This window comes from Chryseobacterium pennipullorum, from assembly GCF_003384725.1.
Classification (GTDB): Bacteria; Bacteroidota; Bacteroidia; order Flavobacteriales; family Weeksellaceae; genus Chryseobacterium; species Chryseobacterium pennipullorum.
Map to the genome: position 1 here is coordinate 182,245 of NZ_QNVV01000001.1, position 25,906 is coordinate 208,150.

22 protein-coding genes are annotated in these 25,906 nt (G+C 39.2%); 9 read left to right on the forward strand and 13 right to left on the reverse strand.

The window, feature by feature from the left end; translation table 11 throughout:
• Positions 1-26: 26 nt before the first annotated feature.
• The 6 genes from DRF67_RS00840 to recQ all read right to left on the reverse strand — a co-directional run bounded on the left by DRF67_RS00840 (position 27) and on the right by recQ (position 7,052).
• Complete coding sequence (locus DRF67_RS00840) at positions 27-875, reverse strand: DUF4476 domain-containing protein (RefSeq protein ID WP_115925946.1); 849 nt, start codon at positions 873-875, stop codon at positions 27-29.
• A 177-nt stretch (positions 876-1,052) separates the two neighbouring features.
• Positions 1,053-2,456: a dihydrolipoyl dehydrogenase gene (gene lpdA, locus DRF67_RS00845; protein ID WP_115925947.1), complete on the reverse strand. Its 1,404-nt coding sequence runs from the start codon at positions 2,454-2,456 to the stop codon at positions 1,053-1,055.
• 130 nt (positions 2,457-2,586) lie between these two features.
• Positions 2,587-2,973, reverse strand: coding sequence for a cupin domain-containing protein (locus DRF67_RS00850; protein WP_115925948.1), 387 nt, complete (start codon positions 2,971-2,973; stop codon positions 2,587-2,589).
• Between the two features lie 44 nt (positions 2,974-3,017).
• Positions 3,018-3,362 carry a hypothetical protein gene (locus tag DRF67_RS00855; RefSeq protein ID WP_115925949.1) on the reverse strand — a complete coding sequence of 115 codons (345 nt, stop codon included), beginning with the start codon at positions 3,360-3,362 and terminating at the stop codon, positions 3,018-3,020.
• A gap of 68 nt (positions 3,363-3,430) precedes the next feature.
• Positions 3,431-4,510, reverse strand: a complete 1,080-nt coding sequence (locus DRF67_RS00860) for a glycosyltransferase (protein ID WP_115925950.1) — start codon at positions 4,508-4,510, stop codon at positions 3,431-3,433.
• Between the two features lie 337 nt (positions 4,511-4,847).
• Complete coding sequence (recQ, locus tag DRF67_RS00865; RefSeq protein WP_115925951.1) at positions 4,848-7,052, reverse strand: DNA helicase RecQ; 2,205 nt, start codon at positions 7,050-7,052, stop codon at positions 4,848-4,850.
• A 158-nt stretch (positions 7,053-7,210) separates the two neighbouring features.
• On the opposite strand from recQ, the gene DRF67_RS00870 reads away from it, so the two are divergent.
• The 7 genes from DRF67_RS00870 (at position 7,211) to DRF67_RS00900 (ending at position 17,480) form a co-directional block, all read left to right on the forward strand.
• A complete protein-coding gene (locus DRF67_RS00870; RefSeq protein WP_115925952.1) occupies positions 7,211-8,170 on the forward strand; it encodes a KpsF/GutQ family sugar-phosphate isomerase in 960 nt (319 codons plus the stop codon).
• A gap of 10 nt (positions 8,171-8,180) precedes the next feature.
• Entirely contained in the window at positions 8,181-8,744 is a 564-nt protein-coding gene (locus tag DRF67_RS00875; protein ID WP_115925953.1) for a Crp/Fnr family transcriptional regulator, read from the forward strand.
• A 96-nt stretch (positions 8,745-8,840) separates the two neighbouring features.
• Entirely contained in the window at positions 8,841-9,527 is a 687-nt protein-coding gene (locus DRF67_RS00880) for a type 1 glutamine amidotransferase domain-containing protein (RefSeq protein WP_115925954.1), read from the forward strand.
• A 206-nt stretch (positions 9,528-9,733) separates the two neighbouring features.
• Positions 9,734-10,561 carry a twin-arginine translocase subunit TatC gene (gene tatC, locus DRF67_RS00885; RefSeq protein WP_115925955.1) on the forward strand — a complete coding sequence of 276 codons (828 nt, stop codon included), beginning with the start codon at positions 9,734-9,736 and terminating at the stop codon, positions 10,559-10,561.
• Positions 10,562-10,768: 207 nt separating this feature from the next.
• Positions 10,769-13,699, forward strand: a complete 2,931-nt coding sequence (locus tag DRF67_RS00890) for a reprolysin-like metallopeptidase (protein WP_115925956.1) — start codon at positions 10,769-10,771, stop codon at positions 13,697-13,699.
• 157 nt (positions 13,700-13,856) lie between these two features.
• The gene (locus DRF67_RS00895; protein WP_115925957.1) at positions 13,857-15,488 is read left to right on the forward strand and encodes a M1 family metallopeptidase; all 1,632 of its coding nucleotides are present in this window, start codon (positions 13,857-13,859) and stop codon (positions 15,486-15,488) included.
• A 135-nt stretch (positions 15,489-15,623) separates the two neighbouring features.
• A complete protein-coding gene (locus DRF67_RS00900) occupies positions 15,624-17,480 on the forward strand; it encodes a M61 family metallopeptidase (RefSeq protein ID WP_115925958.1) in 1,857 nt (618 codons plus the stop codon).
• Positions 17,481-17,740: 260 nt separating this feature from the next.
• Here DRF67_RS00900 and DRF67_RS00905 read toward each other — a convergent pair whose 3' ends face one another.
• From DRF67_RS00905 to pepE, 4 genes are all read right to left on the reverse strand, one after another.
• The gene (locus DRF67_RS00905) at positions 17,741-18,907 is read right to left on the reverse strand and encodes a sensor histidine kinase (protein ID WP_228435701.1); all 1,167 of its coding nucleotides are present in this window, start codon (positions 18,905-18,907) and stop codon (positions 17,741-17,743) included.
• 7 nt (positions 18,908-18,914) lie between these two features.
• The gene (dacB, locus tag DRF67_RS00910; RefSeq protein ID WP_185142034.1) at positions 18,915-20,288 is read right to left on the reverse strand and encodes a D-alanyl-D-alanine carboxypeptidase/D-alanyl-D-alanine endopeptidase; all 1,374 of its coding nucleotides are present in this window, start codon (positions 20,286-20,288) and stop codon (positions 18,915-18,917) included.
• A 113-nt stretch (positions 20,289-20,401) separates the two neighbouring features.
• The gene (locus tag DRF67_RS00915) at positions 20,402-21,214 is read right to left on the reverse strand and encodes a hypothetical protein (RefSeq protein WP_115925959.1); all 813 of its coding nucleotides are present in this window, start codon (positions 21,212-21,214) and stop codon (positions 20,402-20,404) included.
• 38 nt (positions 21,215-21,252) lie between these two features.
• Complete coding sequence (gene pepE / locus DRF67_RS00920; RefSeq protein WP_115925960.1) at positions 21,253-21,945, reverse strand: dipeptidase PepE; 693 nt, start codon at positions 21,943-21,945, stop codon at positions 21,253-21,255.
• A 196-nt stretch (positions 21,946-22,141) separates the two neighbouring features.
• Here pepE and DRF67_RS00925 point away from each other — a divergent pair, with 196 nt between their 5' ends.
• The gene (locus tag DRF67_RS00925) at positions 22,142-22,702 is read left to right on the forward strand and encodes a tetratricopeptide repeat protein (RefSeq protein WP_115925961.1); all 561 of its coding nucleotides are present in this window, start codon (positions 22,142-22,144) and stop codon (positions 22,700-22,702) included.
• A 39-nt stretch (positions 22,703-22,741) separates the two neighbouring features.
• On the opposite strand, the gene DRF67_RS00930 is transcribed toward DRF67_RS00925, so the two are convergent.
• A complete protein-coding gene (locus tag DRF67_RS00930) occupies positions 22,742-23,230 on the reverse strand; it encodes a YdeI/OmpD-associated family protein (protein WP_115925962.1) in 489 nt (162 codons plus the stop codon).
• A gap of 257 nt (positions 23,231-23,487) precedes the next feature.
• Between DRF67_RS00930 and fsa the strand changes: the two genes are divergently transcribed.
• Positions 23,488-24,141, forward strand: coding sequence for a fructose-6-phosphate aldolase (gene fsa / locus DRF67_RS00935; protein ID WP_115925963.1), 654 nt, complete (start codon positions 23,488-23,490; stop codon positions 24,139-24,141).
• 94 nt (positions 24,142-24,235) lie between these two features.
• Here the strand turns inward: fsa and DRF67_RS00940 are convergent, their stop codons facing one another.
• Together DRF67_RS00940 and DRF67_RS00945 are read right to left on the reverse strand one after the other, a co-directional pair.
• Positions 24,236-24,805 (reverse strand): sugar O-acetyltransferase, encoded by a 570-nt coding sequence (locus DRF67_RS00940; RefSeq protein ID WP_262511394.1) that lies wholly within the window; start codon positions 24,803-24,805, stop codon positions 24,236-24,238.
• A 167-nt stretch (positions 24,806-24,972) separates the two neighbouring features.
• Entirely contained in the window at positions 24,973-25,878 is a 906-nt protein-coding gene (locus DRF67_RS00945) for a GLPGLI family protein (RefSeq protein WP_115925964.1), read from the reverse strand.
• Between the last annotated feature and the right edge of the window lie 28 nt (positions 25,879-25,906).

The following is a 25,906-nucleotide window of genomic DNA, read 5'->3' on the forward strand; positions in this document are numbered from 1 at the left end:
TTTGCAGCATAAGCTGAACCTCAATGTTATAATTTAGAAATATAATCCATCAGTTCCCGCTTGCTGCCTTCAAAATCGAATGCATCATAGACAACAAAAAATCTATTTTTGTCAGCACAATTCGGATACATGGATTTGGCCAGCGCCAATTTATTTTTATCAAAACTCATTATCTTTACCAGATCCCTTATCTGTACAGAGGTAAAGAGCGTGCTTTTCATCTGCTGATTAATAAGCGCTATTTTACCATCATCAAATTTCTCATTTCGTTGCAGCATTTCAAAAAACTGGCCGAAAGTAGTATGATCCATTACATTTCCTGAATAGTGCCCGTTGCCAGAATGATTTCCATAAGGATTATTCCATAGGTCATCCCAGTCATTAAACCCATATTGATGGTTTTTCAGGGGATATGAATCCAACAGATACAAACCTTCATGAGTAAAAAAGTCAAGCACTGTCCTATTATTATTACGGAGCGTTAAAGTAGTCTGATAGATCAAAAGGCCGTTTTCATAAATTGATATAGGTAGTGCTCCTGCCTGCAAATCAAAGAAACGATATTTTCCGGTACCGTTGGCCATCATCTGATCTCCAATTTCCACAGTGAAAAAGCCGTGTTCAGGAATTCTCAAAAACACTTCTGCATATCCGTAATTTTGTTGGAGATAAGTATAGTTTTTAACTCTATCTTCTGGAAAAATAGGACCCCAAGTCCTATAATCAGAAGTTTTATCTTTATCAGTCCTCTCCTTAGACGCCTTCATTTCAGTTTTAGAAGCCTCATTCTTTAATAGCTTCCCTGCTTTTCCAGCTTCCTGTGCAAACGAACTGACGGTTGCTAAAAGCATTAAGCTGATAAAAGTTCTCTTCATCTCAAAATTTTAAAAAGTCATGCTCCATTTCTATGCCAAAAAAGGTTTTAATAAAGGCCGTATAGATCTTTTATCGTTTGCTTTTCTATACTAAAAAATAAAAGGGACTGTCCCACAGTGTGAAACAGCCCCCTTACTTTTTATTGTAATGACTAAAATCCTTTAATCAGCTATTAATTATATGTGGATTGGTCTTTTTCCTGTAGCGTCTAATGCAGCTTCTTTAATGGCTTCAGCATACGTTGGGTGTGCATGTGAGCTTCTTGCTATATCTTCGGCACTTGCACGGAATTCCATAGCGATGACTCCTTCTGCGATAAGATCTGCTGCTCTTGCTCCAATGATGTGCATTCCCAGAACCTCATCAGTTTTTTCGTCTGCAATAATTTTAACAAGACCATCAACGTCTCCACTTGCACGGCTTCTTCCTAATGCTCTCATCGGGAAAGATCCTACCTTGTAAGCTACACCTTCTTCTTTCAGCTGCTCTTCAGTTTTACCCACTCCTGCAACTTCCGGCCAGGTATAAACAACACCAGGAATTAAGTTATAATTGATATGAGGTTTTTGACCGGCTAATATTTCAGCGACCAAAGTTCCTTCTTCACTCGCTTTGTGAGCAAGCATTGCTCCTTGGATAACGTCTCCGATTGCGTAGATATTGGCAACATTAGTCTGCAAATGATCGTTTACTTTTACTCTTCCTCTTTCATCCAGTTCTACGCCTGCTTTTTCCAGACCAAGACCTTCAGTATAAGGTTTTCTTCCTACAGAAACCAAACAATAATCACCTTCTACAACTACTTCTTCCCCTTTTTTATCTTTAGCGGTTACTTTTACAGTATCTCCGTTTCTTTCCACTGCAGAAACTGCCGTAGAAAGCATAAACTTCATTCCCTGCTTTTTAAGAACTTTAGTTAATTCCTTGCTTAAAGCTCCATCCATTCCAGGAATAATTTTATCCATAAACTCAACAACGGTAACCTGAGCACCTAATCTTAAGTATACAGATCCTAATTCAAGGCCTATTACTCCACCTCCGATTACAACCAGGTGTTTAGGAATTTCTTTAAGGTTTAACGCTTCGGTAGAAGTGATCACTCTTTCTTTATCAAGAGAAATGAAAGGAAGTGAAGACGGCTTAGAACCCGTTGCAATAATGGTATATTTTGAATCGATCGTTTCAGAAGAACCGTCTTTTTTAGTAATTTTTATCTGAGTAGCAGATTCAAAGCTTCCTACTCCTTCAAAAACAGTAATTTTGTTTTTGTCCATAAGGAAGTTAATCCCTTTCGTTGTCTGATCTACAACCTCGTTTTTACGCTCTATTATTCTGGCAATATCTGCCTTTGGTTCATTGATAATAATTCCGTGGCTTGCAAAATTATGTTTTGCATTCTCGAAATGCTCAGAACTGTCAAGAAGAGCTTTTGACGGAATACATCCAACGTTAAGACAAGTTCCGCCTAAAGTTGAATATTTTTCAATAATTGCTGTTTTGAAACCTAATTGTGCTGCACGGATAGCAGCTACATATCCTCCAGGACCAGAACCTATTACGGTAACATCGAATTGACTCATGTTATTTTATGAATTTGTTTATTATTATCTATCTTACGTCTCACAAATTTACATATAAATTACCAAGCACCAAAGTGAGTTTTATCAATTTTAAAATTGGTGATTATGTGCCTTAATTTCACAAAAAGTATTATTTTAATAACTTTATATTTTCTTCATTACCTTCTTTCAGATACATGGCCATAAAAACCAGTGGTTTTTCCTTCGATGCATTATCAAAATGAAGAATTTTCACATGCTTAGGTTCGTAAAAAGCATCGCCTTCATGAAGGATGACTTTCTCCTGCCCTTCAATCTGAAAAACAACTTCTCCAGACTTTATGATTCCCAATACGGGACACGGATGAAGATGTTCCGGGGCTCCCTGTCCTGCAGCCATTGTTATTTCCTGAACCTCTATCGATTTAACATTCTGATCAACAGCAGTTTTTAATAATTCTTTTCTGGAGATCGTCTTTTGCTGAGCAGCCAGTACAACAGAGTTCAGCATCAAAATAAAGATTACAAAAGGCTTCATGATTTTGATATTTAATGATATTTGTTTTTTATCAGTATAAAATTTTATACATTCAACGTTCCCTGTCCAAATGTTCCCGTGCTTTCAAAAAAAGAACCTCCATACACATACCATTCGAGACTTTCCAGATACTCCACTGCATTTTCCGGAGTGATCTGTGAACGGTCTTTTTTCGAAACAATTCCTTTATACCATCTTCCTGATTTGGCATAATGCTCATATTCAACAAAATAATGAATCCATATTCGTTGGCATAATTTACACTGTTGAATACTTACTTCTCCATGCCTTCCATTGGTATGATCTATTCCCAATTCGGAACTTCTATATTCAGTATAATGGTGGTCTGGTTTTTCACAAGCGCATCCTATTTTGGGGATTTTATTCATTAACCTATATTTTATCCGATGCCAAATCTAAGAAAATAAAACGCCACATGACAAATGAAAGGATAATACTACTTCATCAAATCCAGCAAAACTTTCTCATATTTATCCAGTATAATATGCTTTGAAAATCTTGATTTGATAGAATTCTTTATGGCATCCCTATTATAATTCTCATGCATAACGGCCACTATTTTCTGTGAGAAATCTTCATAATTTTCAATATTGGAAATTTCTCCGTTCACATGATGCTGAATGATCTCGTTGATTCCTCCGGGACAGTTGTTGGCCAGGGAATACGTTCCGCAGGCTCCTGCCTCGAGCAGCACATTGGGAAAACCCTCATATCTTGAAGAAAGAATAAACAAATCAGCATATTTCAGGTATTGGTAAGGATTGTCCTGACGCCCATGAAAAATGACATTTTTCAGACCCAGAAATTCTTTCATCTGAAGCAAGACCTCCTTATCTTTCCCATCTCCTAAAATATGAAGCAGGATGTTTTCACCTTTCAGCCTGGAAAATACCTTCAGCAGATTATCAAACCCTTTTCTGGGTGAGAGATTGCCAATCGCCACTACATTTTTGTAATTGTATTTGAAACATTCTGGTTTAAGGGACACCGCCAGTTTATCCTCAATAAAATCGAAGTCTACCGGGTTATTTATTTTAACAATTTTCTTTTTCCTGATATTGAAATTATCCACGAGATCCTTCATCATATCATCACTCTGTGCAATAATCTTCTGATAGTTATTATAAAAATTATAGAAAAATTTAATCTCTTTTCGGGTGACATGCTGGGTCACCACATTGGTTTCCCTGGCAATGAATTTGGTTCTTGGAAAAAGCTTTATAAACAATGATAAATAGGCATTCACTTCACCAAATCCGGAAAATACAATATCAGGTTTTCTTCTGTAAATCTCACCGAGAATGGGCTTTAAGGAATGTCTTATTCTTTCTGTGTTGATATCAATAATTTCAACATCATTTTTAAGAAAATTGAGATATCCGCCCTTTTTACGCAACAGCAAAATCTTGGGTTCAAAACGATCCCTGGAAAGATGATTTGCTATTGTGGTAACAATCCTCTCTGCACCTCCGGTTTCCAGATCAGGCAGAATAAATATGACAGATATTTTTTTCATCAGTTAAAGTTACTAAAAAGTTTCATTACGTGTCAAATATTCAAAGGAAGAAGAGGTATGGATAACCGCCATTCCCTTTATCGTTATGAAAGAGTTGGATACCAATTTTACCGTATTTCCATGAAAGAAATATAGAAATAACATTATATTCAACCGTACCCTTAACTTTTTGCAGAGCCTTAATTTTTGCCTGATAGAACGATCTGCATTCCGGGCATAAAAATAGCCGGAGCTAAGTTTCCTTCAGCTCCGGCCAATATTTTACTCTTCTTTCTAATACAGCTTAAAAAATTAAAAACACTGGATGGCATTGTGCCATACCATTGATTTTATAAGGTTAATTAGCGACATCACTAATGAATTTGATTCTCAGCATCCGCACTTCTTCATCAGACAGTTCATCACCGAACTCATCCAAAAGCACTTTCATGCTGTCGCTTTCCGATTCATTCATAAATTCCATGAACCCGTCTACGATATCTTCATCGAAATTATCTTCTATATAATAATCGATGTTTAATTTCGTTCCCTGATAGACAATTCTTTCCATTTCTTTCAGAAGTTCATCCATCGAGAGGTTTTTTGCCCTTGCTATATCTTCAAGGTCTATTTTTTTATCGGTGCTCTGAATGATGAAAACTTTATGGCTTGATTTGTTGGCCACCTGTTTCAGCACCATATCCTGAGTACGTTCTATATTATTGTCCTCAACGTATGTTTTAATATAGTCTGCGAATTCCTTACCATATTTTTTGGCTTTCCCTTCTCCCACTCCATAGATCTTATTGATCTCATCTACCGTAATCGGGTACTGTACCGTCATATCTTCCAGGCTCGGATCCATAAAAACGGTATATGGCGGAATGCCATGCTTTTTGGCCACCTTCTTCCGTAATTCTTTTAAAAGGGCAAACAGCTTCTGGTCCAAACCTCCGCCAGCTTGCATCTGAACCTGGTCACTTTCCGCTTTGGCCTGCGTAAGATCAAACTCACGGTCTTCAGCAATTAAAAAAGGATCAGAAGTTTTACCACTCAAGACATTTCTCCCTTTTTCTGCAATTTTCAAAACACCATAGGTCTCAATATCTTTCTGCAAGAAATTCTGAACGGTAGCCTGTCGCAGGATCGTTTTCCAGTAATTATCTTTTTCTTCTTTTCCAAAACCAAAATGAGGATTCTGCTCCAGCTTATAAGATTTGGTCACTGCCGTTTCCTTACCGACAATCACGGAGATCAAATCTTTGGATTTGAATTTTTCCCCGGTATCATTAATCAATTCCAGTGATTTCTTAAGATCTGCGGTAGCATCTTTTAGTTTGGGTGGATGTGAGGAATTATCACACATATTCGCACCGTCTCCATGCACCGGATCAAAAACTTCTCCGAAATAATAAAGGATGTACTGTCTCCTGCTCATTGAAGTTTCCGCATAGCCCACCACCTCATTCAAAAGCTGTAATCCGATTTCTCTTTCCGAGACCGGCTTCTGTGCCAGGAATTTTTCCAGTTTCTCTATATCTTTAGGATCATAAAATGCCAGACAGTACCCTTCTCCGCCATCCCGGCCAGCCCTTCCCGTTTCCTGGTAGTAGCTTTCCAGAGATTTTGGAAAATCATAGTGGATTACAAAACGTACATCCGGTTTATCGATTCCCATTCCAAAAGCAATCGTTGCGACGATCACATCCACTTCCTCCATCAGGAATTTGTCCTGGTTGGCCACTCTTACTTTCTGATCCAGCCCTGCATGGTAAGGAAGAGCATTGATTCCGTTAACCTGCAGCAATTGGGCAAACTCCTCAACCTTTCTGCGGCTCAGGCAGTATACAATGCCCGATTTCCCTTTGTGCTGATTGATAAATTTTACGATTTCCTTATCTACATTGATTTTCGGACAAACCTCATAATACAGATTAGGGCGGTTAAAGCTTTCTTTAAAGACTAAAGCATTTGTCATCCCCAGTGTTTTCTGGATATCATCCTGAACCTTAGGCGTTGCAGTTGCCGTAAGGGCAATTACCGGTACATCTGCGATCTTATCTATAATCTGTTTAAGATTTCTGTATTCCGGCCGGAAATCATGTCCCCATTCAGAAATACAGTGCGCTTCGTCAATAGCAAAGAAGGAAATTGTCACTTCTTTCAAAAAATCCAGGTAATCATCTTTAATCAGTGATTCCGGAGCCACATACAAAAGTTTGGTTTTGCCACTTTTGATATCGTCAAAAACCTGTTTTGTCTGTGTCTTATTCAATGATGAATTTAATACGTGTGCTACCCCATCATCAGATGAAAGGCCATTCACTGCATCTACCTGATTCTTCATTAAGGCTATTAGGGGCGAAACGACGATTGCCGTACCTTCCGATATTAGTGCCGGAAGCTGATAGCATAATGATTTTCCACCTCCTGTCGGCATCAAAACAAAAATATCCTTTCCATTCAAAAGATTATCTATGATTTGTTCCTGCTGTCCTTTAAATGTAGAAAACCCAAAATACTTTTTCAATTCGCCTGATAAATTGGCTTTTTTTGCGCTCATCTAATTTTCTATTGCTAAATTTGCATATAACCCAAAGTTATAAAATTTCTGCTTAAAATAAAAGCGAACGAATTTATAAAAAATAAAATTTATATTAAATATTGTTTTTAAAATATAACGTTTTTTAGAAACTTTTTTGTATACCCTATTGTAGTAAAATGGACAGAACCAACATCATATCAATTGCTAAAAGCACTTTGGATATAGAGATTTCAGAACTCGAAAAATTGAAAAACAGAATTGATGACCAGTTTGCGCGGGCTGTTGAGATCATCAATTCGGCAACAGGCAAACTCATTGTGGTGGGCATAGGGAAATCGGCTCATGTAGGGAATAAGATCGTAGCCACATTAAATTCTACCGGTACTCCTTCACAGTTTTTGCACGCCTCAGAAGCCATTCATGGAGATCTGGGAGTGATCCAAAAGCAGGATGTTGTTTTATGTATTTCCAATTCCGGCAACTCTCCGGAGATCGCGAATCTTGTTCCTTATTTAAAAGACTATTCTTCTGCCCTGATAGGAATGACCGGCAATAAAGCAAGTAAGCTGGCAGAATTTTCCGAGGTGATCCTGGATACCCATGTAGACGTAGAAGCCTGTCCAAACAAATTGGCACCTACCAGCTCTACTACAATTCAGATGGCATTGGGAGATGCTCTGGCAGTTGCTTTGATGGAACTGAATGATTTCAAGGCTAATGATTTTGCCAAATTTCATCCGGGAGGCAGCTTAGGGAAAAACCTTACTTCAAAAGTGGAGCAGTTTCTTTCTTCACAGAAACCTCAGGTTGCAGAAGATGCCTCGATAAGAGATGTGATCATTTCCATCAGTGCCTCAAGCCACGGAATCACGGTGGTGACCGATGCAGACCAGATTACCGGAGTCATTACAGACGGAGATCTTCGAAGAATGCTGATGCAGGGGGAAGATATCAATAAAGCCCTGGCTAAAGATATTATGTCTTCACATCCGAGAACGATAGAAAAAGAAGCGCTGGCCAAAGAAGCTATGAAAATACTGAAAGAGAACAATATCGGACAGCTCGTGGTAACAGAAAACGGAAAATATTTCGGGATCATCGATCTTCACAAGCTCCTGGATGAAGGAATAAACTAATGGGATTGTCATGAGCCAATTTCTGAGAAAACATATTGAAGGAATCGTCAATCTCAGCGATGAAGAATTTGAAACCGTGCAATCGCTTTTCATCAAAAGGAAATTCCGAAAAAGACAGTTTGTCATTCAGGAAAACCAGATGGTCAGTGAGATCTACCTGATTGAAAAAGGGCTTCTTAAAAGTAGTTTTACGGATCAGACCGGGAAAGAACACATCCTTCAGTTTGCTGCGGCTAACTGGTGGATTTCGGATTTCGCAGGCTTCTTTAAAAAAGAACCTTCTTCTTTGGCTGTAGACTGTATTGAAGATACTGAAATGTATGCAGTATCTCATGAAAATCTACAAGTTCTCTGCTCGGAAATACCCGTCATGGAACATTTTTTCAGAATAAAGTCTAATTTCGGATATGTGGCGCTGCAACAAAGAATCCTTTCTTTAATGAGCAAATCTGCCAAAGAACGCTATGAAGATTTTGTACAGCAGTATCCCGGATTTATCAATCATCTTCCCAAACAGCTTATCGCCGCCTATCTGGGCATCTCAAGGGAGACCTTGAGCAGGTTATATACTTAAAGTGTGATGTAGATCACGCTTTTTTTTTGAGGTAAGTCCTTATTCCGTTTATTTTAAAATGACAATCTTTGCAATACAACTTTAAACATAAAATTTATGAAAAAGAAAGCATTAATTGTAGTGACCAGTGTGGAGAAATATCCTGAAATGGATCGGGCAACGGGATTATGGCTTGGAGAAGCCGTTCATTTCTATGAAAAACTTCATGAAAAAGGATACGAGATTGATTTTGTAAGTCCAAAGGGAGGATACACCCCCCTTGATCCAATTTCTTTACAAATGTTTGTGCAGCCTGTAGATTGGAAATACTACTCGGATGACACTTTCAGGGATAAACTCGGGAACACCCTGACCCCTGATATGATCAATCCTGATGATTACAGTGTTATTTATTATTCAGGCGGACACGGTGTTGTATGGGATTTTCCGGATAATAAAGAACTTCAGAAAACCGCCCGTACCATTTATGAGAATGGAGGAATTGTTTCTTCAGTGTGTCATGGGGCTGTCGGGCTTTTCAACATCAGTCTTTCTAACGGCGAATTGCTGATTAAAGACAAAACCCTCACAGGGTTTTCAAATTCTGAAGAGATCGCAGCTGAACTGGCAGACCATATGCCATATCTTACGGAAGATGTGCTGAAAAGTAAAGGTGCTCACTATGTAAAGGCAGATCAGGATTTTGTTCCTTTTGCTGTTGCTGACGGAAGATTGGTCACAGGACAGAATCCACAATCCGGAGGTGCGGTTGCTGAAAAAGTTCTTGAGATTCTAGAAAATTAGGATACGCTTCCAGATAATCCGAACCAGATCCGGCCAATTATAGTAAGAACCGGATCTGGTTCTGTTTTGATATACTATTTGCAGGTATCAGAAACCATTGAACAAAATCTTAACCAATAAATTCTAAATACTAATTATTATTTCATAATTTCGCAGACTTAAACTGCTTACCTGTGAAAGGGCGCAGCTCAGACAGATTCTACTATATGGATAACAATAAAGAGATGTCCTTTCTGGGGCACATTGGAGAATTAAGAGGCCATCTGGTCCGTTCTATTATCGCTATTGTAATTGCTGCTTTTGCAGTTGGTTATAATATCAACTGGATTATGGATCATATCTTCTTTGGGCCTACACGAAATGACTTTCCTACCTTCAGAATTGTAAATCATTTTTCGAGGATGATCATAGGAGAAGACAGCATTCATCTGCCAAAAGATTTCCCCGTTCGTGTACAGAGGCTTTATCAGCAGTTTAATGTTATGATGGCTGTTTCTGTTTTTGGAGGAATGGTGGGGGCATTTCCTTATATTGTATGGGAACTGTGGCGCTTTATCGGCCCGGCCTTACATCCGAGAGAAAAGAAGAATTCTATTTATATCATTAATGCCGTGTGGATCCTTTTTATGACGGGAGTGTTGTGCGGTTATTTTTTAATTCTTCCTTTCGCCGTAAATTTTGGAGTGATCTTTAAAATTTCGGATATTATTGTTCCGCTTTATGATTTGAGTGATTACACCACACTTTTTCTGCAGGTGGTTCTGGGCATGGGAGTCATTTTCCTCTTCCCTATTCTGATCTATTTCCTTACCAGTATCGGAATCCTGACGCCTACCTTTATGAAAACGTACCGTCGCCATGCAATTGTTTTGATTATGGTGGTAGCAGCCATTATCACACCGGCCGATGTTTTAAGCATGCTGATGGCCGCCTTTCCGCTGCTGATCTTATATGAGTTCAGTATTATGATGTGTAGCTTCACGTATAAAAAGATACAGAAAAACAATTCAAATCTCCCTGCTGTTCAAAAGTAACTGAACATAAAAAATTTTAACAAATATTAAAATTATAAAAAATTCACTTTTCCCAGAAAAGTGAATTTTTCTTTTTATAATGCGGTAAATCACAATGTTTTAGTTATTCCTTTAAAGAAAATAACAATATAATTATCATTTAAGTAACAATCAATCAGAAAAATATTTTATATTTACAATAATTAACTCAATTTATTACGATAATATATGAAAAAGAAAATTATTTTTGCTTTCGCATTAGCTTTGAGCCTAACCAGCTTACAGGCTCAGCGGTGGGAACCTGTATCTGAAAAGGTGGCTCCCGTAAGGAAGGAAGTCAATATTGTCTACGCTTACAGAGTCGACCTGGCTTCGATCAGAAGTCTTCTGAAAAATGCACCTGAAGCCGGGCAGGGATCTCCGGTCATCATCTCACTACCTACGACAAGTGGAAAAGTGGAGCGGTTTTCCGTATACAGCTCTCCTGTAGTGGAAAAATCTATGGCAGACCGGTATGAGCTGGGAGCCTATGCCGGAATCGGAATAGATGATCCTAACAAACAGATCAGATTCAGTACGGCACCCAACGATTTCCAGTCTATGCTTTTTGATGGAAATACAGGAAAATACGAATTTATAGAGCCGGTGAACAACGCAAAAGATATCTATGGTGTCTTCTATAAATCCAACAAATCTAAAACGGATCCTTTTGAATGTACAACTTCTGAGCCTATAGAAATGAAAAAGGGAATGCAGAAGCTTTTAAAAACAAAAACGGTTCTGAACGGTTCACAAGTTTTCAATAAAAGCAACCAGCAAAAGTACCGTACGTATAGAATTGCCATTTCTGTAAACGGAGAATATACTCAGCTGGCTGGAGGTGTGCCTCAGGCTGCCGCCCGTATCAATGCAACAATGAACCGTGTAAACGGTGTATTTGAGAAAGACTTTGGTATTCATATGAATGTTCTGGATGTACCGCAACTTATTTATACAGATCCTGCTACCGATCCATATACGACGGTTGTTAACGGTGCGCCTGGTGCCTGGAATCTGGAGGTTCAGCGTGCTATAACAGCAGCTATAGGTAATGATGCTTATGATATCGGCCATTTCTTTGGACACAAAGGAGGAGGCGGAAGTGCTGGGGATGTAGGAAACGTATGTAGAAACCCAGTAGATAATGATGACGATACTTCAAAAGGTGCCGGAATCACTTCTCCAAGCGTAGCGAACCAACCTTTCGGTGATAATTTCGATATTGATTTTGTAGCACACGAAATAGGTCATCAATTCGGTGGTGCCCATACAATGTCTCTTGCTCTTCATGGTGCTCATATGGAACCGGGGTCAGGATCTACGATTATGGGGTATGCAGGAATTACCAATGCCAATGTACAGATGCATTCCGACGCTTATTTCCATACTAAAAATATTGAAGAAGTAGAAACATATGTAAGTTCTCAGACTTGTGGGGTCATCACGCCTGTTGCCAATACTCCACCTACAATACAACCACTAGCGGTTAAATCAATCCCTAAAGGAACGGCCTTTGTACTGACGGCGAGTGCATCGGATGCTGAAAATGATCCAATGACCTATACATGGGAACAATATGATCTTGCGGCCACAACCTTTGGCCCTGTAAGCCCAACACGAACAAATGGAGCTAACTTCAGATCATTAATGCCTACCACTTCTCCTACCCGTTACTTCCCTAAACTGGAAACTGTCCTTGCCGGAACATTGGTCAATATACCAGGTTGGGAAACCGTATCCAATGTCAAGAGAAATATGAACTTCAAGGTAACCGTAAGAGATAACCACCCTACTGTTACTCAGCAGCAGACACAAAGCGCTCTGGCTCAGATAAACGTAGGAAATGAAGGCCCATTCAAAGTGACTTCAGCATCGGTTTACAATAATACTCCGGGAGCAATTACCTGGGATGTAGTGAATACCAATGCTGCTCCTTACAATGTACAGAATGTTAAGATAGACTATACAACAGATAACGGGGTTAACTGGACTGTGATCACTCCATCTACTCCTAATGACGGATCTGAACCGTATTCTTTCGCTTCCCTTGCTACAGGCGCAAACCTGAAGGTAAGAGTAAGTGCTCTTGATAATGTATTCTATGCCATAGGAAATGCGACTGTTTCGGCTGCTGCAGAATGCTCAGCCACAGCCCCGACAGGAATCGCTGTTTCGGGAATTACAAAAACTTCTGCCAGCATCAACTGGACGGCATCACAAGGAGCTACCTATTCATTAATGTATAGAAAATTAGGAACTGCTACATGGACTACACTCCCTGTTACCACCAACTCCTATTATCTTACCGGATTGGACGAAGCAACTCAATATGAGGTACAGATTGCCAAGGTTTGCGGATCTACTACAGGAACATACTCCACAGCGACCATCTTTGCAACGCTTTATTATGAAACATGTACGGTTTCTTCAAACCCTGAAGATGAGTTTATTTCCAACGTTACAGTAACTCCTGTAGGAATGCCTGCCATATCAAACACCAGCCAGGGCTCTGCATATTCAGACTATACCCCTGATTTCAGCAAGATAATTACTTTGAAAAAAGGAATTGCAGGAAATACGATCAGCGTGTCTAAATCATGGAATGGCCAATCGTATAACGATGGGGTAAGAGCTTGGATTGACTATAATAAAGATGGGCAGTTCACTGCTTCTGAAATGATTTTCTCCAGTGCTCCAAGTACTACCACACCTGTTTCAGGAACCTTTACTGTTCCGGCAGATGCGTACACCAACGGAAACGTCATCATGAGAGTGGTATTGTCCTATAATACGCTGCCGCAAACCGGATGTATCAGCCCGCAGTATGGTGAGGTTGAAGACTACCCTGTTCGCATTGTGGATGGAAATCTGAGCACTCATGATACAACGAAAGATAACAGTGGAATTCAGATCTTCCCTAACCCGGTAAATGATGTATTAAACATCACTCAGGTATCATCTAAAGCATTGTATACCATTACCAATATGGCAGGACAGATCGTGATGAACGGTCAGATCACAGATAACAAAATTTCTGTTGGAAGATTAAGCGTAGGTGCTTATGTAATTTCTATTGAAGATAAAGGAACGAAGACCAATCTGAAATTTATCAAAAAATAATATCATTATACCATAATAAGAGCCCGGTTATAGCCGGGCTTTTTTCATGACCGGGAAAAGTGAATTGCAGTCCGGATAATCTGTATTTTTTAAATACTTTGCATGCAGCTGTTAATTAAATTTTCTATTTTTGAAAAGATTATTAATACAATTTAAAATGAAAAAATTATCATATTCCCTTTTGTTTGCCTCAGGACTGGTTTTCGGACAGTTTTTTGAAAAGGATAAAGTTTTCACCAGGCAGGACACATTAAAAGGTTCCGATACCCAATTCAGAAACTTTTGGGATGTCAGAAAGTATGACCTTTCCGTAGAACCGGATTTTGACCAGAAGAGCATCAAAGGAACGAATAAGATCAGTTTTGAAATCATCAAAGATGTAACCAATCCTGTTTTCCAGATCGATCTTCAGCAGCCTATGAAAGCTGATAAGGTGACCGGGGACTTTCCCATTACCGCCTATAAGCAAGATGGTGATTTCATTTTTGTAACAGCAAATAAAAAATTCAGAAAAGGAGAAAAATATACCCTGGATGTTGTGTATTCCGGGAAACCACTCATCGCTAAAAATGCACCATGGGACGGAGGCTGGGTTTTTGCCAAAGATGAAAAAGGACGTCCATGGATGAGTGTTGCTGATGAAGGAATCGGGGCTTCTATCTGGCTTCCTACCAAAGATATCTGGAGCGATGAGCCGGATGAAGGAATAATCATGAAAATTATCACACCCAATGATCTTGTAGGAGTGGGTAATGGAAGATTAACCGATAAAAAAACTGAAGGAAACAAAACCACGTATACCTGGGAAGTAAAAAGCCCAATCAATGCCTACTCTATCATTCCGAATATTGGTAAATATGTCAATTTTAAAGATACCTTTGCGGGAGAGAAAGGAAAGCTGGATCTTGATTACTGGGTATTGGACTATAATCTTGACAAAGCTAAAAAACAGTTCCGCCAGGTAAAGCCTATGCTTTCCGCTTTTGAATATTGGTTTGGGCCGTACCCTTTTTATGAAGATTCTTATAAACTGGTTGATTCGCCGTACCTGGGAATGGAACACCAAAGTAATGTTGCCTACGGAAACGGCTACCAGAATGGCTACAGGGGAAAAGATCTTTCGGGAACGGGAGTGGGTCTAAAATGGGATTTTATCATTATCCATGAAAGCGGACATGAATGGTTTGCTAATAGTATTACAGCCAAAGATCAGGCAGATATGTGGATCCATGAAAGCTTTACCAATTATTCAGAAGTACTTTTTACAGAAAAATATCTGGATAAAAAATCGGCGGATATCTATGCCATCGGGATCCGTAATATCATCAGTAATGATGTCCCGATTATCGGAAATTACGGCGTAAGAAATGAAGGAAGCGGAGACATGTACCCAAAGGGAGCTAATATGCTTCATACTATACGACAGGTCATCAATAACGATGAAAAATTCAGACAGATCTTAAGAGGCCTTAATAAAGATTTTTATCATCAGACCGTAACCACCCAACAGATTGAAGACTACATATCCTCAAAATCGGGAATTGATTTTTCGAGTGTGTTCAATCAATATCTGAGAACAATCCAAATTCCTTCACTTGAATATGCTCAAGATGGGGAAATGCTGAAATTCCGATATACAGATGTTGTGAAAAACTTCAAACTGCCTATCATCATTAATGGTAACCAAACCATCAATCCGGTGGAAAGCTGGCAAACGGTAAAATTAAAAAAACCAGGTCCAGTGGTGTTTAATAAAAACTATTACATCAATTATGAGCAGATTCAGTAGATAAGTTAAAGGCAGATTCGCAAATAAGTGGATTTGCCTTTTTCCTTTTATTGAAATAATTTAAGAAAAGTTTAATACTTGATGACGTAACAAAATGGAAAAAACAACAACTATTTAACTATAAATTTAAACCTAATGAGAAAAACAGCACTTAGCTTAGGGCTTTTTGCCGCTTTTTTAGCGAATGCCCAGTCTATAAAAACCACCATCGATCTTGTCAATGTAAAAGATGATAAAGTAGCCGTTACCATGGAATTTCCGAAAATGAAATCCGGTGATATCAAGTTTCATTTTCCACAAACGGTTCCCGGCACCTATTCCGTAGATGATTATGGAAGATTCATAGAAGGGATCAGGTTTTATGACAATAAAGGCAAAGAGCTTACGTATACAAAAGTGAATGACAACACCTATTCTTTAAAAAATGCTCAGAACCTTAGCAAAATTTCTTATCTGGTGAACGACAGTTTTGATGAGGAAACGGATACTTCTAAGCATAAAGCGGTATTCTCCCCATCGGGAACGGATATTGAACAGGGAAAAGTATTCATGATCAATACCCATGGATTTGTCGGATATATTGATAATATGCAGGATGTTCCTTATCAGCTGGTGATTCAGAAGCCGACGGATTTCTATGGAACCACTGCCTTGGTAGATCAGGATAAATCAGAATCCACCGATACGTTTACTTTAGCCAACTATGCTAAATTGACCGACTCTCCACTGATGTACACAAAACCGGATTACATTACCTTCAACGCTGGGGGAATGGAACTGGTGCTGGGTGTTTATTCTCCAACAGGAAAATATAAGGCAGCTGATTTCAAAGACAATCTTGAAAAAATGGTCATTGCCCAAAAGAAATTCTTAGGGGATATGAACACCAATAAAAAGTATGCGATCATGCTTTACCTCTCTGGTGGTGACGGACCGGCCATCAAAGGTTTCGGAGCGCTGGAACATCACGAATCCACCAGCGTAGTCCTGCCTGAGGGTATGCCGAAAGATGCGATCGACAATACGATTACGGATGTGGTTTCGCACGAGTTTTTCCATACGGTAAATCCGTTGAAAACCCATTCTGAAGAGATTCATTATTTTGATTATGCCAATCCGAAAATGTCCCAGCACCTTTGGATGTATGAGGGCGGAACAGAATATTTTGCGAATTTATTCCAGATTCAGGAAGGCCTTATCGATAAGGACGCATTTCTTCAGAGAATGAGTGAAAAAATCGCCAATTCCAAAAATTATGATGATACGATGCCGTTTACGGTAATGAGCAAAAATGTTCTTAAAGAGCCTTATAAGGATCAGTACCGGAATGTATATGAGAAAGGAGCACTTCTGGCCATGTGCCTGGATATTGAGCTCAGAAAACTTTCCAATGGAGAAATGGGCTACCGTGATATGATCAGAAAACTGTCACAGCGATTCGGGGAAAACAAGCCTTTCAAGGATGATAAATTAATTGATGAGCTGGTAACAGTCACCGGCTATTCACAGGTAAAGGATTTCTATAATAAATATATTGCAGGAAATCAGCCGACACCTTATGCAGAATACCTTAATATGGTGGGTGTAGAGGTTCAGAAACAGGAAAGCCGACCAATTTTCTGGTTTATTAAAAATCCAAACCTTACCGGTTTTGATGAAAAAAACAATGCTTTTGCCTTTGATGAAAGTTCTGCTTTATCACCGTTTGCCAAAAGTATAGGGTTTAAAATCACAGATCAGGTACTTGCTTTAGACGGGAAGAATGTCAATATCAAAAACGTACAGGAATTTATCGGCTATGCCCAGACTATCAAAGACGGCCAGGAAGTTACGGTAACGATTCTGAGAGATAATGCAGGAAAGAAAGAAAAGATGAACCTGAAAGGAAAAGCTATTCTCGACAAAATGACCATGGAAACGCTTAAATTTAAAGCCAATCCAAGTCCTGAAGAGCTGAAGCTGCAGAACCAGTGGCTGACCGGTAAAAAATAAAAATAAAGGCTGATCCGTAAAGGTTCAGCCTTTATTTATGTCTTTTCTTACCTTAGTACAGGATCATTATGCATAATGAATATAGCCGATCACTGATTTTCTATAAGAGGTGAACAGGCTAAGACCGTTGCTATTGAATATTGAGATCGAGACCGGACAAACCTTGGATTTCAAAGCAAAAATATAATAAAAAGAGAGTTGGTTTTCCTTAAAGATGAATACCATCAGTTTTTCCTCTCATGTGAGGATCAGTTTCTCTTTTATTCTTTTCTAATTGCTATTCTGAAAGTACTTCCCTTTCCTACTTCTGTCTGTGAGATTTTGATGTCTCCGTTATGGTACTCATGAATAACTCTTCTTGCGAGTGACAGGCCAAGTCCCCATCCTCTTTTCTTTGTAGAATATCCTGGTTTAAAAGCATTTCTCGCCTGTTGCTTGGTCATTCCGCTTCCGTTGTCTTTTACCTCAACCAGAATACTTTTATTGCGCTCAGAAACCGATAGGGTAATGCTTCCTTCTCCCTTCATGGCATCTACCGCATTTTTCACAAGGTTTTCGATAACCCAGCTCATCAGGATCTTATTATGCGGAACCAGAACGATATAGGCAGGGAGCTGCAGGGTAAAATCAATTTTTCTGGAGATTCTGGTTTTTAAATAATCATAATTTTCCTGGATCGTTTCATTGAAGTTCATATCATTCAGCTCTGGAACTGAACCTATTTTTGAAAATCTTTCAGAGATGGTCCGTAATCTTTCAATATCTTTTTCTATTTCGTGCACCCCTTCCGATTCCGGATTGTCCATTTTCATAATTTCCATCCAGCCTATCATTGATGATAGCGGTGTACCGATCTGATGGGCCGTTTCTTTGGCCAGCCCTGCCCAAAGATAGCCTTCATCTGTTTTTTTTATGGTCCTGAAGAACCAGAAGGTAAAGCCAAAATACAAGAGGATGAATAAGCCTAGAATATAAGGTGAGTAGCGAAGATTATTAAGCATTCTGGAGTTGTCATAGTACACAAACTGATTATTCCCATCCGGTACTTTGATCTCTATAGGAGTGTAATTTTTCTCCATGTTCGCCATCAGATCGTGGAGCTTCTCAGGGTTTTTTATTGTACTTTCAGGAATATTCCTGTAGTACCCGAGATCAAGAATAGGAATCCGGTATTTATCCGTTACGATAAAAGGAATGGTATTGTTGATATTGAGAATATCCGGCAGCAGATCGAGGACATCCGTATCCGGAGTTTTTACTTCCTGCTGGATCCTGATTGCTTTGGATAGAAGACTGATCCTTTTGATCTCCTCTTTTCTGAGGAAATTAATCAATGACGTGGAAGATACTACGATGGCGATCACCAATGTAGTCATCACAACAAAAATAATCCAGTTATTCAGTCTGGCAAGTATGGATTTCCCCAAGGCTATTTTATTTTAAAACATTCAGGATTTTCTGCAGCTCGGCACTTCCGCTTCCCTGATAGTTGTTGATAATAATTGAAAACACATATTTTTTTCCGTCTTTGGCAGTATGGTATCCGGCGAAGGACTTGGTATCTTTCATCGTTCCGCTTTTCATCTTCATCCCGTTTTCCTGAACTGGAAATCCGTCATAATAAGATTCGAACCAAGCTTGTTTTTTTGCATATAAAAGAGCCTGTACTTCCGCTTTCGCGGCTACATAGTTTTGAGGAGACAAGCCGCTTCCGTCAGCAAAATTGATCAGGTTCGGGTTGATTCCTTTTGATTTCCAGAATTCTTTCAGGTAAGCAACTCCGCTTTTGAAACTGGAATTTCCTTTTTTTTCTTTTCCCAGGGTTTTGATAAGGGTTTCTCCATACAGGTTAACACTTTTTCTCAAAAACCAGAATACAATTTTATCCAGAGTCGGAGACTGGTACGTCATCAGCATATTACTCTTAGGGGCTGCCAGTACCTGCTTTCCTTCTGTTTCAAGCTGAGAATTGGTGACTGCTTTTCCAGAGAGCTCAATTCCCGATTCTTTCAGCCATTGCTGTACTTCGGCTGCCAGCTGTACCGGAGGATTGGGAGTTGCTCCGGAAACCGTTACTGTTTTTCCCGACGGCAGCATCCCGTTAATCATTGCAACATTGGAATGGGGTGCGGTAAATATCAGGCTTTGATCTGAGCTTCCTCCTGTTCTGAGATCATTCAGCCACTTTACATTTTCCAGAGGATAGGAAAAGCTTTTGAAATCAGTCCCATTGATATTGATATCAAACTGGTTTTCTCTCCAGTTAAGTCCCCAGACTCCTGCACCATAGTAATTTCCAAGATCGTCCCATGGCCAGCCTCCGGGAATGGTCTGGTGATCAAAATAGGAATCATCAATAATCAGATCCCCTGTTATTTTTGTAATGCCTGATTTTTTAATCGCTTCTGTCAGTTTCTTTTTAAAACTTTCGGGCTTGTAGGCTTCATACCTCCAGCTTCCCAAGGTAGGATCACCATTGGAGCTGATAAAAAGATTTCCGTTCAGAACATTTCCTGAAACAGATCCCGAATAACTGGAAGTGGTGGTAAAAGTAAAGTTTTTACCCAAAGTTTCCAGTGCGGCACCGGCAGTGAAAATTTTTTGAGTAGATGCTGTTGAAAGTCCTTTGCTTCCCTGGTACTCATATATAAAGTTGCCACTGTCATCCGAGACATAAAATGATAAGCTGGATGCCAGGGCTCCTGAAGAATCCATCAGGTCTTTGGTTGCTTTTTCCAATTTCTGGGCCATATTCTGAGCAGAAACCATCTGTACCGAAAAGGCGAGAACAGCCAGTGTTTTTTTCATTTGCATTGCAGTTTGGTAGTCATACATCTGGAATGGCCTTTTTAAAGATTTTCAAAGCAAAATCTCGAGCCCTTCCTTATTTAATTTCTGACCAAATATAAGTAAAATAAAAACTACTGATATGCCCTGAGATCCTTATGGCAGAAAAGAATCTGATGATCAGGGTACTTTTCAAACGACCGGTCCCTTTTAAAATATTTTTCATAATTATCTTCATCTAAAAAGATATCCATCTGGCAGGCTTTGATGTATTCTGATCTTTCCCTGTAATCATCAGCCAGGAATCCTGAATCATTCCATTCTTCATGGTGACAGCGCAGACAGCTTTTCTGATGAACTGCTGTGTAACCACATATTTCACAGTTCTTCAGATTCTGAAACAGTTTTGAAATCTCCTCCTGTCTGTCTTCAGGAAACAGATCGCCTGGAATTGTTTTCAAAAGAAGGTAATAGTTAGGTTCCTGCCATGAAAAGCAGAACGCATGCGCATCATCTGCCGGCATTTCTGTATAAAGCCATATTTTCTGAAGATCATATTCTATATCAGCTTGTACGATCTCCCTTAAATTCAGCAGCTTCTTATTTTTAATGCTGACATTGAGTCCCCCGTCGATTTCGATAGCAGGATGCTGTTCCAGGTAATGAGTAAGACACAAGGTGGTCTGCCATGACTGTACAACTCTTGGTTTGCCCTCACTTCCACAGATTTCGCAGGTTTTAACGGAAAGATTGAGGTATTTTGTCGTAATGTTTTTGATAACAGCATTCAGTTCAGGATTTTCAGAATAGGTAGAGCACCGTAATTCCCCGGATTTTTCTTTTCCGAAAACATCATGGTTTATATCCCATCCGGAAACAGCAAATTCAAACAGCAACTGTCTGATTATGCCATTCCAGCCTGTACTGTTGACCGAAAAGTTCTTCATATTACGCTCTGTAAAGCGTTGTATAGCTTCGCGGGTCATTATAGTCTGCTCCCCGCTTCTATTTCGTAGGGGTCTTTATCCTTTTCAAAAATCCTTGTCAGCTCACTTCCTTCAACAGTAATGATATCGCCTATTCTTCTGATCCAGTTTCCTTCTCTGAGTCCTACAACTTTAATATCATTCTGGTTCAGAAATTCTTTGATACGCATTTCTCTTGTTTCCCCATTGTGTTTCAGGTCCGGATTTGGATCCAGGTAATGGGGATTGATATTGAACGGTACCAGCCCCATACAATCAAAGCTTGGCGGATAAACAATGGGCATATCATTTGTGGTTTTCATATTCTGACCGCCTATATTACTTCCGGCACTGCATCCCAGGTAGGCCTTTCCATTGGATATATTTTCTTTGAGAACGGAGATTAACCCTTCTTCATGTAATGTTTTTACCAGTAAAAAGGTATTGCCACCCCCTGTAAAATATCCTTTTGCCTGATTTAAAGCGTCTTCCTTATTGTCAAATTCATGAAGGCCCTTTACCCTAATGTTCATGGTTTCGAAAAAAGAACGTGCCTTGGCTGTGTACTCATCATGTGAAATACCACCTGGCCTGGCAAAAGGAATAAAGACAATTTCGTCTATTCCGCTATATAAAGGGATTAATTCTTTCCGAAGGTATTCCAGATATTCACCACCGAAAATGGTAGATGTTGACGCTAATATGATGTTCATACAAGTGATATTAAAGTGATTTAAAAAAAATAGTTGCGAGACAAAGATAAAACTGATACGCCAAGGAATCAAAAATTAAATTAAAAAAAACATATAACTCGTTAATATTTTCTAAAAAAGCTTAAAGCTTCTAAAATTTAAACTTTTATGGAATTATTATTGAATTTTATGCTACAGAATTTTAAAATATAAGATTATGAAAATGTCGAAAGTTAATATCAAGAGTTTATTTTTAGGTTTAATGTTTGTAGGAACTGCAGGTCTTATGAGTGCTCAGACCACACAAACGGATACTACCAAAACGACAGCGGCTACCACCACAGCAAGCCAGTCTGGTAATCCAACTATTGACAGCCTGAAAAAACAGATTGAGGCCAATCCAAAAGATACAGAATCTTTATCTAAGCTAGCTGCCGCTTATCAGGAAGCCTCAGACTGGCCCAACGCAATTGATACATGGAAAAAAATATCAGCTTTACTACCGGACTGGGCTCCGTCTTATTACAGCCAGGCGTATGCCTATCAATCCTCTAAAGATGATGCCAATGCAAAATTGGCGTATGAAAAATATATTGCTACAGTAAAACCTGAAGAGGTAGAGCAAAATAAAAAGAATCTTGCTTATGCCTACTTTTATATTGCATTTGCAGAACAGCAGAGCGATCCTGCCAAAGCTAAGGAACATATTGCTAAATCACTGCAATATGACCCTACCAATCAGGACGCTTTAAAGTTGAGCAAAGCTTTAAATTCATAATAAAAATTCCGGAATTATTTCCGGAATTTTTTGTATCTTCTACTCTATTCTTTTACCAAAAAAATCCGTTTCTCCCTGCAGATGACGGATGATCTTTTCAATATTACGATGGATGCCGGCTTCTGTTTTCAGGTTATTGATATAACGAACCAGTTCAAGCCGATGAGAAGGATTTAATCTTTCAAAATTGGCAGCAGCAAGATCACTATTTTTAATAGCCTGCTCCAGCTGCGGATGAATAGAAATGCTTCGGTCCGAATTATCATATTCAAGCGTCACCTCAATCACTTCCCCAATTCTCTTAGGAGAGTTTGCCAACATCAGCAGATTGATGTAAAGTCTCCATTCCCCCAGATACTTCATCAGATTCTGTTTAAATTCTTTTCCATTCACCATTCCCTTTACCGGAATGGGACTTTTTGTTCTCCCCGAATCGCTAAATATCTGCTCCAGGACTTTTTCCGGAACAAAAACAAATGGGTTAATTCCGATGATCTCAAGAGTTGCAGTGAAGCTGTTGTTTTTCATGTGGATGTTAGTTGATGGTTGATAGTTGGTTGATAGTTGCTGGGTGATGGTTGATGGTGGTTGGTGATTGGTTGCTAGATGTAAAAATAAGAAAATGGGTAATAAACGTATTCATTTTTTTCTCTTACTGCTTACCAAACCAGAAATTTTATAGGCTGAAAGGCATTGGGGCATCTAACTGATACCTTAAAAATCATATGCCAGAACTCAATTAATTCCCCTATCTTTGCTGGAAGAAATCTATTTAATTTAACGAAATGAAATTTTTTATTGACACAGCTAATTTAGAGCAAATCAAAGAAGCTAAAGACCTTGGAATTTTAGATGGTGTTACCACCAACCCTTCATTAATGGCTAAGGAAGGAATCCAGGGAGCTGAAGCAATCAAAAACCATTACAAAACGATCTGCGAAATTGTAGACGGAGATATTTCTGCGGAAGTACTTTCTACAACGTATGAAGAAATGATCAAGGAAGGAGACGAATTGGCTGCTATCCACCCGAATATCGTTGTGAAAATCCCAATGATCAAAGATGGCATCAAAGCTTTAAAATATTTTTCAGACAAAGGGATCAAAACCAACTGTACTTTGATCTTCTCTCCTGGACAAGCACTTTTAGCTGCTAAAGCAGGAGCTACGTATGTATCTCCTTTCTTAGGAAGATTAGATGATATCTCTACAGACGGGTTAAACCTTATTCAGGAAATCAGATTAATTTTCGATAACTATATGTTCGAAACTGAAATTCTGGCTGCTTCTATCCGTCACTCCATGCACATTATCGACTGTGCTAAAATCGGGGCTGATGTAATCACCTCTCCGCTTCCTCCAATCTTGAGCTTGCTAAAGCACCCGTTAACAGACAGCGGACTGGCTCAGTTCATTGCAGATTCTCAGAAATTATCTTAAGATCAGATTTTATCATCTACACGATAAAGAATCCCGGCACCTTTGGTGCCGGGATCCTATTTTTTATAGATCAATCTTCTATACTAAAGTCAGATTAGTTTTCTGTCACAATTTCCCTGACTACCTTACAGGGGTTGCCTACCGAAACGGTATTGGCCGGAATATCTTTGGTCACTACACTCCCTGCCCCTATCACGGCGTTATCTCCAATCGTGATTCCGGGTAGAACGACAACATTACCCCCGAACCAGACATTATCCCCCACAGTAATGGGATGGGCATATTCCAGTCCTTCGTTTCTCTGTCGTACATCAAGCGGATGGCCTGCGGTATAAAAACTGCAATTGGGACCAATGAAAACGTTGTCACCAAATTTTACCTTTGCACAATCTAAAATAACAAGATTATGATTGGCATAAAAGTTTTCTCCCACCTCAATATTATAACCGTAATCACACCAGAAAGCAGGCTCTATACAGATATTGGCCTTTACACTTCCTAAAATTTTCCGGATCACTTCATTTCTTCTTTCGGCATCAGAATTCTTTATCTCATTATATTCCTGGCAAAGATCTTTGCAGAAAATCCTTTCCCGGATCAATTCCTTGTCATGGTTGGCATTGTATAAAATTCCTGCTGCGCATTTTTCCTTTTCGGTCATCATATAGTAAGGGTATTATGGGGATTTAGCTTAAGTTTCCGGAAAGGTAAGCATATTTACATTAAAGAACATGTCTTTTCAGTGAATTGCCTTTCCCTGAAGATGTACCCTTAAAAAAGAAAACAGGACACCACTGAATGCTGTCCTGTCTATTACTAAATAATTTCATTTTAATTCACCAGATCCGGCTCTATCGGATTATTGTCTTTTTGAAGCTGGTCCTTCGTTCTCTTTTCCATTTCCCTGAAAACCTGGTTAGGATCTGAGATTTCTTTTCCGTCTGCTGTTTTTACCTTAAAGACTACTTTTGAAGGAGTATCTCCTCCATTTTTCATCATCATTTCCCTCATGTTTTTAGTCGGATCATTAACGTATGCTTTCCACGCTTTTTTAAACTGATCTTTTGTCACTTCAATTTCTTTTCCCCCTATACCCAATACTTTTACATTTTCGGGCAGCTGAAGATCCTGTTCGGAATCCAGAGCTTTTACTGCTTTGTTACCGACGACAGTCATCCTGTGAGAGCCGGTAGAATCTTCAATCATGACAATCAGTCCCGGCAATCCTGAAAAAACATAGGGCCCGTCCTGAAAGGGAATATCGGTCGTAAACCATGCGGTCCAGTCTCTTCCGCCAAAGCTGGTGGTTGCCTTCTGGGCATTGTACTCTCCTATTTTTTGTTGATCAGGCAGAATTTTCCATTCCTGTCTTTTATCTTCCTTTATCTTATACTTGTCCATAGAGATGCTTCTGTAAAGGAAGGTCGTCATCTCAGGATACTGTTTGGTAACTTTATACGAAACCTGTCCGGGCTTTTCACGCCTGTTGATACTGATATTTCCACCCCCTGATTTCAGCTGTTTTTCCAGCTCTGCCCTTCCCGTGGAATCAGCAACAAATTTATCATGGCTGTAATAGCTTGATCCGTTTTTATCAATATCCAACAGCATCATTTCTTTTTTCACCTCTTCCTTGTTATGGGAATCAGGAATAAAGGTATACTCATAAAAGAATCTGTTAATCTGGGCATTGACAGCTACTCCCAGTACCAAAAAAATTAGAATTTTACTTTTCATAATGAAGAAAAAAAAGCTTTGTCAGTAG

Bases quoted from the DNA above. Each gene is read 5' to 3' on its own strand.
- pepE (WP_115925960.1), bottom strand. From the start codon at position 21,945: ATGAACATCATATTAGCGTCAACATCTACCATTTTCGGTGGTGAATAT.
- DRF67_RS00945 (WP_115925964.1), bottom strand. From the start codon at position 25,878: ATGAAAAGTAAAATTCTAATTTTTTTGGTACTGGGAGTAGCTGTCAAT.
- fsa (WP_115925963.1), top strand. From the start codon at position 23,488: ATGAAATTTTTTATTGACACAGCTAATTTAGAGCAAATCAAAGAAGCT.
- DRF67_RS00915 (WP_115925959.1), bottom strand. From the start codon at position 21,214: ATGAAGAACTTTTCGGTCAACAGTACAGGCTGGAATGGCATAATCAGA.
- DRF67_RS00900 (WP_115925958.1), top strand. From the start codon at position 15,624: ATGAGAAAAACAGCACTTAGCTTAGGGCTTTTTGCCGCTTTTTTAGCG.
- recQ (WP_115925951.1), bottom strand. From the start codon at position 7,052: ATGAGCGCAAAAAAAGCCAATTTATCAGGCGAATTGAAAAAGTATTTT.
- DRF67_RS00860 (WP_115925950.1), bottom strand. From the start codon at position 4,510: ATGAAAAAAATATCTGTCATATTTATTCTGCCTGATCTGGAAACCGGA.
- tatC (WP_115925955.1), top strand. From the start codon at position 9,734: ATGGATAACAATAAAGAGATGTCCTTTCTGGGGCACATTGGAGAATTA.
- DRF67_RS00895 (WP_115925957.1), top strand. From the start codon at position 13,857: ATGAAAAAATTATCATATTCCCTTTTGTTTGCCTCAGGACTGGTTTTC.
- DRF67_RS00875 (WP_115925953.1), top strand. From the start codon at position 8,181: ATGAGCCAATTTCTGAGAAAACATATTGAAGGAATCGTCAATCTCAGC.
- lpdA (WP_115925947.1), bottom strand. From the start codon at position 2,456: ATGAGTCAATTCGATGTTACCGTAATAGGTTCTGGTCCTGGAGGATAT.
- DRF67_RS00940 (WP_262511394.1), bottom strand. From the start codon at position 24,805: ATGATGACCGAAAAGGAAAAATGCGCAGCAGGAATTTTATACAATGCC.
- dacB (WP_185142034.1), bottom strand. From the start codon at position 20,288: ATGAAAAAAACACTGGCTGTTCTCGCCTTTTCGGTACAGATGGTTTCT.
- DRF67_RS00855 (WP_115925949.1), bottom strand. From the start codon at position 3,362: ATGAATAAAATCCCCAAAATAGGATGCGCTTGTGAAAAACCAGACCAC.
- DRF67_RS00925 (WP_115925961.1), top strand. From the start codon at position 22,142: ATGAAAATGTCGAAAGTTAATATCAAGAGTTTATTTTTAGGTTTAATG.
- DRF67_RS00870 (WP_115925952.1), top strand. From the start codon at position 7,211: ATGGACAGAACCAACATCATATCAATTGCTAAAAGCACTTTGGATATA.
- DRF67_RS00890 (WP_115925956.1), top strand. From the start codon at position 10,769: ATGAAAAAGAAAATTATTTTTGCTTTCGCATTAGCTTTGAGCCTAACC.
- DRF67_RS00930 (WP_115925962.1), bottom strand. From the start codon at position 23,230: ATGAAAAACAACAGCTTCACTGCAACTCTTGAGATCATCGGAATTAAC.
- DRF67_RS00840 (WP_115925946.1), bottom strand. From the start codon at position 875: ATGAAGAGAACTTTTATCAGCTTAATGCTTTTAGCAACCGTCAGTTCG.
- DRF67_RS00850 (WP_115925948.1), bottom strand. From the start codon at position 2,973: ATGAAGCCTTTTGTAATCTTTATTTTGATGCTGAACTCTGTTGTACTG.
- DRF67_RS00880 (WP_115925954.1), top strand. From the start codon at position 8,841: ATGAAAAAGAAAGCATTAATTGTAGTGACCAGTGTGGAGAAATATCCT.